General features: G+C 70.6%; 12 protein-coding genes. 5 read left to right on the forward strand and 7 right to left on the reverse strand.

Translation table 11 applies throughout. The features are described 5' to 3' along the window. Window positions 1-94: 94 nt before the first annotated feature. Both WS57_RS32560 and WS57_RS32565 read right to left on the reverse strand, forming a co-directional pair. Complete coding sequence (locus WS57_RS32560; protein ID WP_069245324.1) at window positions 95-1711, reverse strand: phospholipase D family protein; 1617 nt, start codon at window positions 1709-1711, stop codon at window positions 95-97. A 322-nt stretch (window positions 1712-2033) separates the two neighbouring features. Next, the gene (locus WS57_RS32565; RefSeq protein ID WP_040128171.1) at window positions 2034-2747 is read right to left on the reverse strand and encodes a FadR/GntR family transcriptional regulator; all 714 of its coding nucleotides are present in this window, start codon (window positions 2745-2747) and stop codon (window positions 2034-2036) included. Between the two features lie 129 nt (window positions 2748-2876). Here WS57_RS32565 and WS57_RS32570 point away from each other — a divergent pair, with 129 nt between their 5' ends. Genes WS57_RS32570 through WS57_RS32585 form a run of 4 tightly spaced genes read left to right on the forward strand, consistent with a single transcriptional unit; the run spans window position 2877 to window position 7632 of the window. Beyond that, window positions 2877-3674 carry a (Fe-S)-binding protein gene (locus tag WS57_RS32570; RefSeq protein ID WP_069245325.1) on the forward strand — a complete coding sequence of 266 codons (798 nt, stop codon included), beginning with the start codon at window positions 2877-2879 and terminating at the stop codon, window positions 3672-3674. Then, a complete protein-coding gene (locus WS57_RS32575) occupies window positions 3671-4426 on the forward strand; it encodes a LutC/YkgG family protein (protein ID WP_069245326.1) in 756 nt (251 codons plus the stop codon). Before WS57_RS32570 ends, WS57_RS32575 begins: the two co-directional genes overlap by 4 nt. Beyond that, entirely contained in the window at window positions 4423-5868 is a 1446-nt protein-coding gene (locus WS57_RS32580) for a LutB/LldF family L-lactate oxidation iron-sulfur protein (protein ID WP_059513348.1), read from the forward strand. Before WS57_RS32575 ends, WS57_RS32580 begins: the two co-directional genes overlap by 4 nt. Window positions 5869-5922: 54 nt before the next feature. Beyond that, on the forward strand, window positions 5923-7632 hold the full coding sequence (locus WS57_RS32585; RefSeq protein WP_059513346.1) for a lactate permease LctP family transporter: 1710 nt from the start codon (window positions 5923-5925) through the stop codon (window positions 7630-7632). 134 nt (window positions 7633-7766) lie between these two features. Here the strand turns inward: WS57_RS32585 and WS57_RS32590 are convergent, their stop codons facing one another. The 5 genes from WS57_RS32590 to WS57_RS32610 all read right to left on the reverse strand — a co-directional run bounded on the left by WS57_RS32590 (window position 7767) and on the right by WS57_RS32610 (window position 11999). After that, window positions 7767-8528, reverse strand: coding sequence for a M48 family metalloprotease (locus WS57_RS32590; RefSeq protein ID WP_009691029.1), 762 nt, complete (start codon window positions 8526-8528; stop codon window positions 7767-7769). A 162-nt stretch (window positions 8529-8690) separates the two neighbouring features. Then, window positions 8691-9476: a glycosyltransferase family 2 protein gene (locus WS57_RS32595; protein WP_081055817.1), complete on the reverse strand. Its 786-nt coding sequence runs from the start codon at window positions 9474-9476 to the stop codon at window positions 8691-8693. A 125-nt stretch (window positions 9477-9601) separates the two neighbouring features. Further along, the gene (locus WS57_RS32600; protein ID WP_069245509.1) at window positions 9602-10855 is read right to left on the reverse strand and encodes an endoribonuclease L-PSP; all 1254 of its coding nucleotides are present in this window, start codon (window positions 10853-10855) and stop codon (window positions 9602-9604) included. Window positions 10856-10910: 55 nt separating this feature from the next. After that, window positions 10911-11627 carry a 3-oxoacyl-ACP reductase FabG gene (gene fabG / locus WS57_RS32605; RefSeq protein ID WP_059478776.1) on the reverse strand — a complete coding sequence of 239 codons (717 nt, stop codon included), beginning with the start codon at window positions 11625-11627 and terminating at the stop codon, window positions 10911-10913. 108 nt (window positions 11628-11735) lie between these two features. Then, window positions 11736-11999 (reverse strand): phosphopantetheine-binding protein, encoded by a 264-nt coding sequence (locus WS57_RS32610; protein ID WP_208610309.1) that lies wholly within the window; start codon window positions 11997-11999, stop codon window positions 11736-11738. A gap of 560 nt (window positions 12000-12559) precedes the next feature. On the opposite strand from WS57_RS32610, the gene WS57_RS32615 reads away from it, so the two are divergent. Continuing rightward, window positions 12560-13204 carry a hypothetical protein gene (locus tag WS57_RS32615; RefSeq protein WP_069245327.1) on the forward strand — a complete coding sequence of 215 codons (645 nt, stop codon included), beginning with the start codon at window positions 12560-12562 and terminating at the stop codon, window positions 13202-13204. The last annotated feature ends 36 nt before the right edge of the window (window positions 13205-13240 follow it).

Below are 13240 nucleotides of genomic sequence, written 5' to 3' on the forward strand. Positions count from 1 at the left end.
CTTCCGCACGCCACCCATATCGTTGCGCGCACAACCATATCACCTTTCCCCGCGCATCGGTATCGCGGGTTTTGCCGGAGCGCTTCCGGCCCTTTTACAACTGGTCGTCGACCGGCAGCAGCGTGAATACGCCGGTCAGCACGTTGCGCAGCAGCCCCGCGTGCGGATCGACGTGATAGACGGTCGACACGCCGTTGTCGGTGCCCGTCCATTCGAGCGCCGGCGGCGCGCCGCCGGCCGACGGCGCAAGGCTCAGGCGATAGCTTTCGTCGGGCTGCGTGTCCCGCGCGAAGATGGTCGCGACCTGCTGCGCGAGCACCGGGCTGTGAATCACGAGCGCCAGCTCGGTGTTCAGGTGCGCGGAACGCGGGTCGAGGTTCATCGAGCCGATCACGAGGATCTTCCGGTCGATCACGTACGCCTTCGCATGCAGGCTCGCGCGCGAGCGCAGGCCGAGCACCCGCGCACGCTCCTGGCCCGGCTGCGCCTTGAACTCGTACAGCTCGACGCCGCGCTGCAGCAGCGGCACGCGATACGGCGCATAGCCGGCCTGCACGGCCACCGCGTCGGTCGCGGCCAGCGAGTTTGTCAGGATCGCGACGCGCACGCCGCGCGCGACCGTATCGCCGAGGATCTTCACGCCCGCGTCGTGCGGCACGAAATACGGCGAGAACGCGAGGAATTCCAGCTGCGCGGCGCGCGTCAGCTCGACGAGGCGCTGCATCGGCGGGCTCACGTAACCGGTCGGCTGCGCGACCTTGTCCGGTGCATCGACCTTGAACTCGGCCGGCGCCCACACGAGCCCGAGCTCGTCGCGTGCGATCTGCTGCGCGAGCGGCGTCGCGTTCAGCGGCTTCGCGTTGTACGGGTCGGCATTCTTGCGCCAGTGGTCGCGCAGCTCGTCGCGCATCGCGTCGAGATCCTTCGGGTCGAACGACTGGTGGTTCAGCACGCGCAGCGGATAGCTGCTGGCGCTCGCCCAGTACGCGTCGAAACTGCCGGAGATCTCGTTCGTCACGGGGCCGGCGGCCAGCACGTCGAGATCGCGGAACTGCAGCGTCTGGCTCGCGCTGAAGTATTCGTCGCCGAGATTGCGCCCGCCGACGATCGCAAGCTGGTTGTCCGCGATCATCGCCTTGTTGTGCATGCGGCGCGTGAAGCTGTCGATCCGCGTCAGGAAATCGGCCGTGCGGCGGACCACGCCCTGCTGCGACGCACCGAACGGGTTGAACACGCGAATCTCGATGTTCGGATGCGTGTTCAGCGCGGCCATCACGCGGTCGATGTCGCGGAAGTTCAGGTCGTCGACCAGCATCCGCACGCGCACGCCGCGATCGGCCGCATAGAGCGCCGCGCCGAGCAGCAGCTTGCCGGTCGTGTCCTCGGTCGCGATGTAGTACTGCATGTCGAGCGTCCTGGTCGCCGCGCGCGCGAGCGCGATGCGCATCTGCAGCGCCTCGGCGCCGTCGGCCAGCAGCCGGAAGCCCGACTGGCCCGGATGCGCGGCCTCGGGTGCGGCCAGCGCGTCGCGCAGCGGCGTCGCGACGGCCGACGACAGCGCGTGGGACACGGGACGATCGAGCGCCGTGGCGGGCGGATGGGTCGCGCAGGCGGCGACGAGCGACAGCAGCGCGCTGGCGGCCAGCACGCGGGCAGAGCGGGCGCACCGCTGACGGGCGGCCGGCGCGCGCCGGAACAAAGACATGAGCACGGGGCTTCCTCGACAGGCGGATCAACGAGTCCGCACTCGCCGCGGCGCGCGGCTGACGGGCGGTTCCGGCCGATTCTAGTGGGCGGCCGATGACGCGGTCAATCGTGTGACGGGAGCGGCCGGCTGGCCGGGCGGGCCCGACGGACGGGCGGCGATGGCGCGGATGCCGGCGCCTTGCCGTCAAACCCGACCGCCCCGACTTCGCGGCTTGCCGCCAAACGCGCGCGCAACCGCCCCTGTACGCCGCATCGCGCGCCCGGCGCCCGCACGAACGATGTGGTCCAACCAATTCAACTCGAACGCGAGCCTGCGGATAGCCCACCTACGCGCCGCCGCTGCGCTCGAAATGGCTGCGCACGTAGTCGATATGCGTCTGCATCGCGGTGCGCGCCTCCTCGGGCCGATGCGCGCAGATCGCGTCGCACACCACGCGGTGCTGCCGCAGCAGCAGGTCCGACGCGTCGTCGTCCTGCTCGGTCATCCCCGACACGTTGATCGAGATATGCTCGCGCAGCATGCCGAGCACGCTCGTATGCAGGTGCAGGAACATCGTGTTGCGCGACGCGAGCGCGATCGCCTCGTGCAGCTTCGCATCGGTCGCCGCCTCGACGACCCGGTCGTCGTTCGCGTGCGCGACCTCCAGTTCGCGCAGCAGCGCGCGGATCCGGCGGCGATCGTTCGCATCGGCGCGCAGCGCGGCGAAATACGCGGTCGCGCCTTCGAGCACGCGACGGAACTCGAGGATGTCGTCGCGCAGCGCCGGATGATCGGCCACCAGCTGTCCCCACGGCGACGCGATGCCCGCGCGCAACTGGTCGGTCACGTAGACGCCCGCGCCGCGCCGGCTCTGCAGCAGCCCGCGCGCGACGAGCCGCTGGGTCGCCTCGCGCACCGTGTTGCGCGCGACGCCGTACTGCTGCGCAAGCACGCGCTCGGCCGGCAGCCGCGTGCCGGCCGGCCAGGTGCCGTCGAGCAGCGCCGTCTCGATCTTGCGCATCACCACCTCGGTCCTGCCCCGTGCCGTCATCGCCGCCATCTCGCGTCTCCTTCGCCCGCGCGCCGCCGATTGGCCCAACCAATTTGAGCTGCGGCGCCGTCGCGGGAATTATGCAGCGAAATCGCCGCCCCGCATCCGCGTGCCGGGCCGGCGCCCCTGGAGCGAGACATGATCGAAAGGCAATACCCCGCCGCCGTCCCCGCGCACGCCTATCTGTTCGCGACCTGCCTGGTCGACCTGTTCGTCCCCGAAGCGGGACTCGACGCGGTTCGCCTGCTGGAGCGCGAAGGCCTGACCGTCCACTATCCGCGTGGCCAGAGCTGCTGCGGGCAACCGGCGTACAGCAGCGGCAATCCCGACGAAGCGCGCCGCGTCGCGGCCGCGCAGCTCGACCTGTTCGCCGAGCCGTGGCCGGTGATCGTGCCGTCCGGCTCGTGCGCGGGCATGATCCGGCACCATTGGCCGGCGCTGTTCGCCGACGATCCGGTGCTGGGCCCGAAGGCCCGCGCGATTGCAGAACGGACCTACGAACTCGCCGAATTCCTCGTGCACGTGCTCGACGTGCGGCTCGACGCAGTCGCGGCCGCCGCGCGCGACGAGCGCGTAGTGCTGCACACGTCGTGCGCCGCACGCCGCGAGATGGGCACGCGCGTACACGGCGTCGCGCTCGTCGACGCGCTGCCGGGCGTAACGCGCGTCGAACACGAACGCGAATCCGAATGCTGCGGCTTCGGCGGCACGTTTTCGCTGAAGCATCCCGACATCTCCGGCGCGATGGTCCGCGACAAGGTCGCGTCGGCCTGCGCGACCGGCTGCGACCGGCTCGTGTCGGCGGACTGCGGCTGCCTGCTGAACATCGGCCACGCAGCCGACAAGGCCGGCGCGCCGCTGCCGGTCGAGCATCTCGCGAGCTTTCTGTGGCGGCGCACGGCCGGCGCATCGTCGCTGCGCGGAGACCGGCAATGAACGCGCGCGCCTCGATCCTCGCGCGCCTGCGCGCGGCCGCGCCCGGTGTCGCCGCGAGCGCCGCGCCCGCGCTCGATGCCCGCATCGATACGCATTACGCGGCACGGCGCGCGCCGGCCGCGCCCGCTGCGGATGCGCTCGTCCAGACGATGCAGGCCGCGCTGAGCGCGTCGCACGCGGAAGTCTGGTGCGCGAGCGCCGACGCATGGCCCGCACAGCTCGCCGCGCGCCTCGCCGACGCCGGCGTGCGCCGGCTGCTGCTCGACCCGGCCCGCGCCGAATGCGCGGCGCTCGCGCGCGTGCTGCCCGACAGCGTCGCGACCGTGCCGTTCGACCGGCCGATCGACGCGTGGAAAACCGAACTGTTCGACACGATCGACGCGGGTTTCACCGTCGCGCGCTCGGGCATCGCGGCCACCGGCACCGTCGTGCTCGCGCCCGATCCCGGCACACCGCGCACGGTGTCGCTGGTGCCGCCGCTGCATGTCGCGCTGGTCCACGCGCGCACGCTGCATGCGGACCTGCATGCCGCCGTGCACGCGGAGCGCTGGCACGCCGGCATGCCGACCAACCTCGTGCTGGTGTCGGGCCCGTCGAAAACCTCCGACATCCAGCAGACGCTCGCATACGGCGCGCACGGCCCGCGCCGCCTGTGGGTCGTGATCGTCACCGACGCGCGGTCGAACGCCGCGCCCGACACCGCCGCCGCGCCCGTGCCGCCGGCCGCGCCCTCGCAAGGAATGCCGCGATGAGCGACCAGGCGCTGCAATTCGTCGCCCCCGGCGACTTCAAGGCCCGCGCGCGCGCCGCGCTCGACGATCCCGCGCTGCGCCGCAGCTTTCGCGGCGCGATGGACTTCCTGCAGGGCAAGCGCACCGCGCAATTCCCCGACGACGCCGAGCTGCAGCAGCTGCGCGATCTCGGCGAAGCGGTGCGGCAGCACGCGCTCGCGCAGCTGCCCGCGCTGCTCGAACGGCTCGAGACCCGGCTCGTCGAAGCGGGCGTGCACGTGCACTGGGCCGAGACGGCCGACGACGCGAACGCGATCGTGCTCGGCATCGCGCAGGCGCGCAAGGCGCGCCGTGTGATCAAGGGCAAGTCGATGGCGAGCGAGGAAATCGAGCTGAACCATTACCTCGCGGCGCGCGGCGTCGACTGCATCGAGTCGGACATGGGCGAGTTCATCGTGCAGCTCGCGGGCGAGAAGCCGTCGCACATCGTGATGCCGGCGATTCACAAGACGCGCGGCGACATCGCCGAACTGTTCGAAGAGCACATTCCCGGCACGCGCTACACGGAAGACGTCGACGAGCTGATCCAGACCGGCCGGCGCGCGCTGCGCCGCGCGTTCGTCGATGCGGACATCGGGCTGTCCGGCGTGAACTTCGCGGCGGCCGACACCGGCACGCTGTGGCTCGTCGAGAACGAGGGCAACGGCCGCCTGTCGACGACGGTGCCCGACACGCATATCGCGATCATGGGGATCGAGAAGGTCGTCGAGAAGCTCGAGCACATCGTGCCGCTGTCGAGCCTGCTGACGCGCTCCGCGACCGGCCAGGCGATCACGACCTACTTCAACCTGATCTCGGGACCGCGCCGCGACGGCGAACGCGACGGCCCGCGCGAAGTGCATCTGGTGCTGCTCGACAACGGCCGCACGCAGGCGTACGCGGACGAACAGCTGCGCGCGACGCTGCAATGCATCCGCTGCGGCGCATGCATGAACCACTGCCCCGTCTATACGCGCATCGGCGGCCACGCGTACGGCACGACCTATCCGGGGCCGATCGGCAAGATCATCTCGCCGCACCTGCTCGGCCTCGACGCGACGGCCGACCTGCCGACCGCATCGACGCTGTGCGGCGCATGCGGCGAGGTGTGCCCGGTGCGCATCCCGATTCCGCAGCTGCTGGTGCGGCTGCGCACCGAGGCGAACCGCAAGCCCGACGAGCCGGTCGCGCATCCGCTGCGCGGCCAGGGCGCGAACTACACGCGCGCGGAAGACCTCGTATGGCGCTTCTGGTCCGGCGCGTTCGCGCATCCGCGTGCGTACCGCGCGTTCCGCTGGACCGCGACGCGGCTGCGCGCGCTGACGCCCGCCAGGCAGATGGGCTGGACGCAGCACCGCACGCCGCTCGAACCGGCGCCGCGCAGCCTGTCCGACCTGCTGCGCGCCCGCGGCCAGCCCGAATGAGCCCGTCCGTTTTCTGACCTGTACCGATAAAGACCCACCATGGAGGAGACAACCTTGCAGGCCTGGCACCAGATCTATACCCCGCTCGGCAGCCTCGCGCTGTCGTCGTTCGTCGCCGCGATTCCGATCATCTTCTTTTTCGTCGCGCTCGCCGCGCTGCGGATGAAGGGGCACGTCGCCGCGGCCATCACGCTGCTGCTGTCGCTCGGCGTCGCGATCCTCGCGTACGGGATGCCCGTGCCGCAGGCGCTCGCGGCGGCCGGCTTCGGCTTCGCCTACGGCATCTGGCCGATCGCGTGGATCATCGTCGCGGCGGTGTTCCTCTACAAGATCGTCGTGAAGACTGGCCAGTTCGACATCATCCGCGCGTCCGTGCTGTCGATCACCGACGACCAGCGGCTGCAGATGCTGCTGATCGGCTTCTCGTTCGGCGCGTTCCTCGAAGGCGCGGCCGGCTTCGGCGCGCCGGTCGCGATCACCGCCGCGCTGCTGGTCGGCCTCGGCTTCCGTCCGCTGCACGCGGCCGGGCTGTGCCTGATCGCGAACACCGCGCCGGTCGCGTTCGGTGCGATGGGCATCCCGATCATCGTCGCCGGACAGGTGACGGGCATCGACGCGTTCCACATCGGCGCGATGGCCGGCCGCCAGCTGCCGCTGCTGTCGCTCGCCGTACCGTTCTGGCTCGTGTTCATGATGGACGGCCTGCGCGGCGTGCGCCAGACCTGGCCGGCCGCGCTGGTCGCGGGCGGCAGCTTCGCGATCACGCAGTACTTCACGTCGAACCATATCGGGCCGGAACTGCCGGACATCACGTCGTCGCTCGTCAGCCTGGTCGCGCTCGCCGCGTTCCTGAAGGTCTGGCAGCCGAAAACGGCGCGGCAGGCGGCAGGCGGCCTGGTCGCGTCCGGCGGCGGCAGCGCGGCGCTCGCGGGCTTCGGCGCCGGCGGCAACGGGTTCGGTGCGCCGGCGAGCCGTCAGGCGTCGCCGTACACGCTCGCGCAGACCGTGCGCGCATGGTCGCCGTTCCTGATCCTGACGGCCGTCGTCACCGTGTGGAGCCTCGCGCCGTTCAAGGCGCTGTTCGGCGCGCACGGCGCGCTCGCCGCGACCGTGCTGAAATTCCACGTCGCGGGCCTCGACCAGCTGGTCGTGAAGACCGCGCCGATCGCCGCGACGCCGAAGGCGCTCGATGCGGTGCTGAAGATCGACCTCGTGTCGGCCGTCGGCAGCGCGATCCTCGTGACCGCGCTGATCTCGATGGCGCTGCTGCGGATGAAGCCGCGCGACGCGCTCGTCACGTTCGGCGAAACGCTGAAGGACCTGACGCGCCCGATCCTGTCGATCGGCTTCGTGCTCGCGTTCGCCTTCGTCGCGAACTATTCGGGGATGTCGTCGACGCTCGCGCTGATGCTCGCCGGCACCGGCGCCGCGTTCCCGTTCTTCTCGCCATTCCTCGGCTGGCTCGGCGTGTTCCTGACCGGCTCGGACACGTCGTCGAACGCGCTGTTCTGCTCGCTGCAGCAGGCGACCGCGCATCAGCTCGGCGTGCCCGAGACGCTCGCCGTCGCCGCGAACACGACGGGCGGCGTGACCGCGAAGATGATCTCGCCGCAGTCGATCGCGGTCGCCTGCGCGGCGACCGGGCTGATCGGCAAGGAATCGGAGCTGTTCCGCTTCACGGTGCGGCACAGCCTGCTGTTCGCGGTGATCGTCGGGCTGATCACGCTCGCGCAGGCGTACCTGCTGCCGGGCATGGTGCCGTAAGCCGCCGGACGCTCTCGCGTCCGCGCAAAAACAAACCCCCGCGTTCCGGAGAACGCGGGGGTTTGCGCTGGAGCACCGGCATCGCCGGCATGGCTTCGCCGCGACGGCGGCAGCGCGCCGCCGCGACCGGACGATCAGCTGCCCTTCGCGATGCGGTCCTGGATGTGCTGCGCACGGCTCGCCGACGACGGGTGCGAGCTCATCATCGAGCTCTGGCCGCCGTCGAGCTGCGCGAGCTTCTGGAACGCGGTGACGAGGCCCTTCTGGTTCATCCCCTTCTGCTTCATCAGGTCGAACGAATAGTCGTCCGCCGCGCTTTCCTGCGTCTGCGAGAACTGCGCGTTGATGAACTTCTCGGTGATGTCGCCGAGCTGCGAGCTCGTCAGCGCCGCCACGCCCGGCGACGCCGCACCGGCCGCGCTGCGCGCCGCGCTGACCGCGTAGGCCGTCTGCATCGCCTTCTTCGAGTGGCCGAGTGCGACGTGGCCCATTTCATGGCCGATCACGCCGCGCAGCTCGTCGTCGTTCATCATGTCCATCAGGCCGCTGTACACGCGCACGCAGCCGTTGCCCATCGCCCACGCGTTGACGTCCTTGGTCATGTAGACCTTGTAGTTGATCTTCTGGCCGTTCAGCGTCATGTCGCCGAAGCCCTTCATCACCTTCGTCAGGCGCTTCGCGTACGCGCTGTTCGGCGCCGCGATCTTCGATTCGGCGTCGCTCGCCTTGCACGAGTCGTTCGACAGCGCCGCGATGTCCGCATCGGACAGCGTCGCCGCCTTGAACAGGTTGGTCCCCGCCGACGTCAGGCTGTTTGCGTCGAGACTCTGCACGCCGCCGCACGCGCTCAACAGAAACGCCACGCCACACGCCGCCACTGCTTTCTTGAGTTGCATCCCGGATCCCTCGGTAGTTGTATTTGGGAGCGGCGATTTTGCATAATCCGGCAGAAAATTACCAGATGTTTACATTCCATGACACCTTCATTACGCGGCGAAACGGCGCGAGAAGCGCGGCGAATGGCGGAATTGGAAACCGGAAGGCGGCAATCGCCGCGCTCAGGCGGCCGTCCGGCCGCCGCGGCCGGCAAGCCGCCGCGCCAGCAGCATCGGCAGCCGCACCGCAAACCCGGCGACGAGCCGCAGGTGCATCCATGCGAGCAGCAGGTTGTCGCGACCGTAGTGAAAATGCGACACGCCGCCCTCGTGCTCGCCGAAGTAGCGCACCGGCGCGTCGATGCGGATCGGCCGCACGCCGGCCCAGCACAGCCGCACGGCCGCTTCCGGATCGAAGTCGAAGCCGCGCATCCACGGCTGGCGGTGCATGATCGCCGCGAGCGGCGCGACCGGATACACGCGAAAGCCGTACAGCGAATCGCCGATCCCGGCCCACAGCGTCTCGAGGTCGGCCCACAGGTTCGACAGCCTGCGTCCCTGCACGCGCAGCTGCGGCGCGCTCGCGTCGAACTTCGGCAGGCCGAGCACCATCGCGTCGGGCGCGGCCTGCGACGCGGCCATGAACGTCGGGATCAGGTCGGCCGGATGCTGGCCGTCGGAGTCCATCGTCAGCACGTGCGTGAAGCCGCTCGCGGCGGCCGCGTCGAGCCCCGCGAGCACCGCGGCGCCCTTGCCGCGGTTCTCCGGCAGCACGATCACGCGCAGCCCCGGATCGCGCTCGGCCATCGCCTGCAGGCGCTCGGCGCTGCCGTCGTTGCTGCCGTCGACGACGACCCATACGGGGTTCCACTGCGCGCGCGCGCTGCGCACGGTCGCATCGACCTTGACACCCGGGTTGTAGCTCGGGATCAGCACGAGATGGGTGGACGAGGCGTGCAGCGTGGACATGGAAACGGCCGAGTGCGAAGACGGTGATCCTGACAAAAGTTTATGACCTGCCGGCGACCGCCGACAGGCGTCGTCAGCATCGCCCGCGCGCGGCGACGGTTCGCGGATCGTCAGGCCCTCGCGCTTCACGACAGCCACTCCGTCGCGTGCCCCGCGCCGGCCTCGATCTCGACCAGCAGGTCGTCGCGGCACACATCCGCATGGACGAACAGCGCGCGCAAGTCGGGGCCGGCCGCTTCGCGCAGCACGCGCTCGATCGCGGCGAGCGCCGCGCCGTCGGCGGCATCGCGCACGTAGACGCGATAGTTCAGGTCGGCGAGCGTGAACGGGCCGTGCCCTTGCCGCGCGGCCTGTTCGAGCACCGCGACGAGGTTCGCGATCGTCTCGCGCGTCTGCGCGACGACGTCGCCGGCATGCACGGTGCGATGCCCGACGATGCTCGCGGTGCCCGACACGAACAGCACCGGTGCGCCGGGCGCGTGCGGCCACGCCGCCGCGCGCGCGAAGGTCGGCGCGCGCGGGCCGTACTGCGCCGGATAGTGATAGGCGCTGACCTGCCGCGGATTCTCGACCGGATCGGCCGGCGTGCGGCTCGCGAGGAAATGGATCGCCAGCGGCGCGTCCGGCGCGGCATCGCCCGCGACCGGATCGACCGAGCCGAGTGCGCACGCGGCCGGCACGCCGCCCGTCAGCGCGCGGCGGCATGCATCGAACGCGCGCTGGCGGCCGATATTGAACTGACGATAGCGTTCGATCCCGAACTGTTCCGCATTGATCGCCGGCACGGTGTTCCAGATCCGCAGCGGATGCGGGATGCCGAGCATGTCGAGCACGTCGAACAGCGCGCGGTAGGCGTCGCAGGTCGCGCGCTCGAGCGGCGTGCCGTCGCCGGCCGCCGTGTCGGCTTCGTGCACGACGATGCTGCCGAACACGAGCCCGGCCGCTTCGCTATAGCGGTAATGCACGGGCCCGCGCCGCGCGCTTCGCAGGTCGCGCGCATCGCATTGCCAGATTTCGTAGACGGCGCCGCCCTGCGGGGCAGCCGAGCCGAGCAGCGCCATCCGCACCGGCGCGAGCGGCAGATCGGGCGCGGCAGCGGCCAGCACGCGGGCGGCCGCGTCGATATCCGGCGCAGCCGCGATGCACGCGGCGCCCAGTGCGCCCGGAAACGCGCGTTCGAATGCATCGCCGCTTCCGTGCGCGGCGCGCAGCGACGCGACGAGCCGCGCCTGCTGCATGTGGACGAGCCGCAAGGCGCACGCGCCGCCGTTCGCACGCGGCTCGGCCGGGCGCCGCGCGGCCTGCGCGGCTTCGGCCGGCGGCGCGGCGAACGATTCGGAGGACGGGCGCCATTCGGCGTCGACGGGTTGCACGGACACTTCGGGTTCCTTGGTAAGCGGCGCGGCCCGCCTCAACGCGATGCGCCGCGCGTCGTCATGCGAGGCCGCCGTTGACGGACAGCACCTGACCGGTCACATAGGCCGCCGCATCGGACACCAGATACGCGACCATCGCGGCGACTTCGTCGGGCCGGCCCGCGCGCTGCGCGGGCACCAGCTGCTTGATGCGTTCGGCGGGGAACGCATGGTCGGCCATCGGCGACTCGATGATGCCGGGCGCGACCGCGTTCACGGTAATGCCGCGCGAAGCGAGCTCCAGCGACAGCGACCGGGTCGCGCCGATCAGCCCCGCCTTCGCGGCCGCATAGTTGACCTGCCCGCGATTGCCGGTCACGCCGGCGACCGACGCGATGTTGACGATCCGCCCGCGGCGCGTGCGGATCATCGGCAGCAGCAGCGGCTGCGTGACGTTGAAAAAACCGTTGAGCGTCACGTCGATCACGCTGCGCCATTGCTGTTGCGACATGCCGGCCATCGGCGCGTCGTCGTGGATGCCCGCGTTGTTGACGAGGATCTGCACCGGCGCGTCGTCGATGAACGGCCTCAGCGCGGCGAGCGTCGCATCGGCATCGGTCACGTCGAACGCGATCGCATGCGCGACGCCGCCGGCCGCGACGATCTGCTGCGCGACCGCCTCCGCCTGCGCGGCATGGCGGTTCGCATGCACCCACACTTCATGGCCGGCCTGCGCGAGCGCCGCGCAGATCGCCTGCCCGAGTGCGCCGCTGCCGCCCGTCACGAGCGCCCGCATCGAATTGCTCCGTCCATCGCGTTCCACCTTGATCGACGCGGCGGCGAATCGTCCTGCGTTCGCCGCCACGTACGGTAATCGTTCACGCCGTGCCTGCGCGCGGCGTCGTCACTTCGTGCGATGCGCGGCGACGTACGCCGCCAGCGCGCCGAGCGTCGCGAAGATCTTCTGGTTGTCGGGATTGTCCGAGCGCAGCTCGAAGCCGTACTTCTTCGAGATCAGCAGCGCGATTTCCAGGATGTCGATGGAGTCGAGCCCGAAGCCCTCGCCATACAGCGGGGTGTCGGCCGTCACTGTTTCGAGCGGGACGTCTTCGAGGTTCAGTTCGCCGACGATCAGCGTGGCGAGCTCTTGTTCCAGTGCGTTCATCATGCTTGCGAGCAGGCGGCCGACGGCAGCGGAAGGCGGCCGGAACCGGCCCGTCTCGAGCACGCCCGGCGCGTGCGAATCTCCATCCCTCCGGCGTCTGCCGGCTTCCCCGCCTGCGTTATTTGGGGATCGTTTGTAAAAGTTACGCGGATTCTAGACGATGGGTATCGGGACGTATACCGCGAAAGGTTACAGACTGCCGAGCCCGCGCCGCGCGTCGTTCGGGGCCCCGAACGAACGAGACGCTTGAGCCGCTTCGCACTGAAATGGACCGACCCCGCGAAACGCCCGGCGCGGTGCCATACAATCGGTTACAAAACCCGCCGGCGGCCGCTCCGAACAGCTGCGGTCGCGGCCCTAAAATGAGCGGCGCGACAGCCTTCGGACGCCCGTTCCGGCCGTCATTCGTATGATTTTTGACCGCCCGGCGACCCGCGCCCGGCCCCCCCGATCGATCCGATGTATCCAGCCATGCAGCCCCCGTCCGTCCGACCGATTCCGTTTCGCCGCTCCGCTTGCCGCCGCGCCGCGGCTAGCGGCATGCGCTGCTTTGGAGGCCATCGATGAGCACGGCGCGGCGCATCGCACGCGGCGCTGCCGGCGTCGGCGCGGTGGCCGCCTACCAGGTCGGCGCGCACTACGCGGTCGCGACACCCGGCGCGCACGGCTTCGGCCTCGCGATGGCGCTCGTGCCGCCGCTGCTGCTCGCGCTCGCCGCCGCGCTGCGCTCGCCGCGGCGCGCCCTGTTCGTGCCGGCGTGGCTGCTGGCCTGCGCGGCGCTGTGGGCGGCGCGCGCGCCGCTCGCGCAGCACTTCGAATGGGGCCTGTATCTCGAGCACGCGAGCTTCAACCTCGCGATGGCGCTGCTGTTCGGCCGCACGCTCGCGGCCGGCCAGATGCCGCTGTGCACGCGTTTCGCGACGATGATCCACGGCACGGTCACGCCGGCCGTCGCGCGCTACACGCGGCAGATCACGCTCGCGTGGACGCTGTTCTTCGTCGCGATCGCCGCCGTGTCGACGCTGATGTTCGCGAGCGCGTCGATCGTCGCGTGGTCGACGTTCGCGAACTACCTGTCGCTGCCGCTGGTCGCCGTGATGTTCGTCGCCGAGCATATGTGCCGGCGCTTCGCGCTGCCGCACGAGCCACGGCCGCGGATGGCCGACGCGGTGCGCGCGTATCGCGCATCGACGCAAGGCTCGCGATGAGTTCCCGGCCGTGCGGCGCCGCGTGGCGCGCGCCGG

The sequence above is a fragment of the Burkholderia pseudomultivorans genome, assembly GCF_001718415.1.
Lineage (GTDB): Bacteria > Pseudomonadota > Gammaproteobacteria > Burkholderiales > Burkholderiaceae > Burkholderia > Burkholderia pseudomultivorans_A.

Excerpts from the sequence above, each read along its gene's own strand:
- WS57_RS32565 (WP_040128171.1), bottom strand. The coding sequence starts at position 2,747 with ATGGCGGCGATGACGGCACGGGGCAGGACCGAGGTGGTGATGCGCAAG.
- WS57_RS32570 (WP_069245325.1), top strand. The coding sequence starts at position 2,877 with ATGATCGAAAGGCAATACCCCGCCGCCGTCCCCGCGCACGCCTATCTG.
- WS57_RS32575 (WP_069245326.1), top strand. The coding sequence starts at position 3,671 with ATGAACGCGCGCGCCTCGATCCTCGCGCGCCTGCGCGCGGCCGCGCCC.
- WS57_RS32580 (WP_059513348.1), top strand. The coding sequence starts at position 4,423 with ATGAGCGACCAGGCGCTGCAATTCGTCGCCCCCGGCGACTTCAAGGCC.
- WS57_RS32590 (WP_009691029.1), bottom strand. The coding sequence starts at position 8,528 with ATGCAACTCAAGAAAGCAGTGGCGGCGTGTGGCGTGGCGTTTCTGTTG.
- WS57_RS32595 (WP_081055817.1), bottom strand. The coding sequence starts at position 9,476 with ATGTCCACGCTGCACGCCTCGTCCACCCATCTCGTGCTGATCCCGAGC.
- fabG (WP_059478776.1), bottom strand. The coding sequence starts at position 11,627 with ATGCGGGCGCTCGTGACGGGCGGCAGCGGCGCACTCGGGCAGGCGATC.
- WS57_RS32610 (WP_208610309.1), bottom strand. The coding sequence starts at position 11,999 with ATGATGAACGCACTGGAACAAGAGCTCGCCACGCTGATCGTCGGCGAA.
- WS57_RS32615 (WP_069245327.1), top strand. The coding sequence starts at position 12,560 with ATGAGCACGGCGCGGCGCATCGCACGCGGCGCTGCCGGCGTCGGCGCG.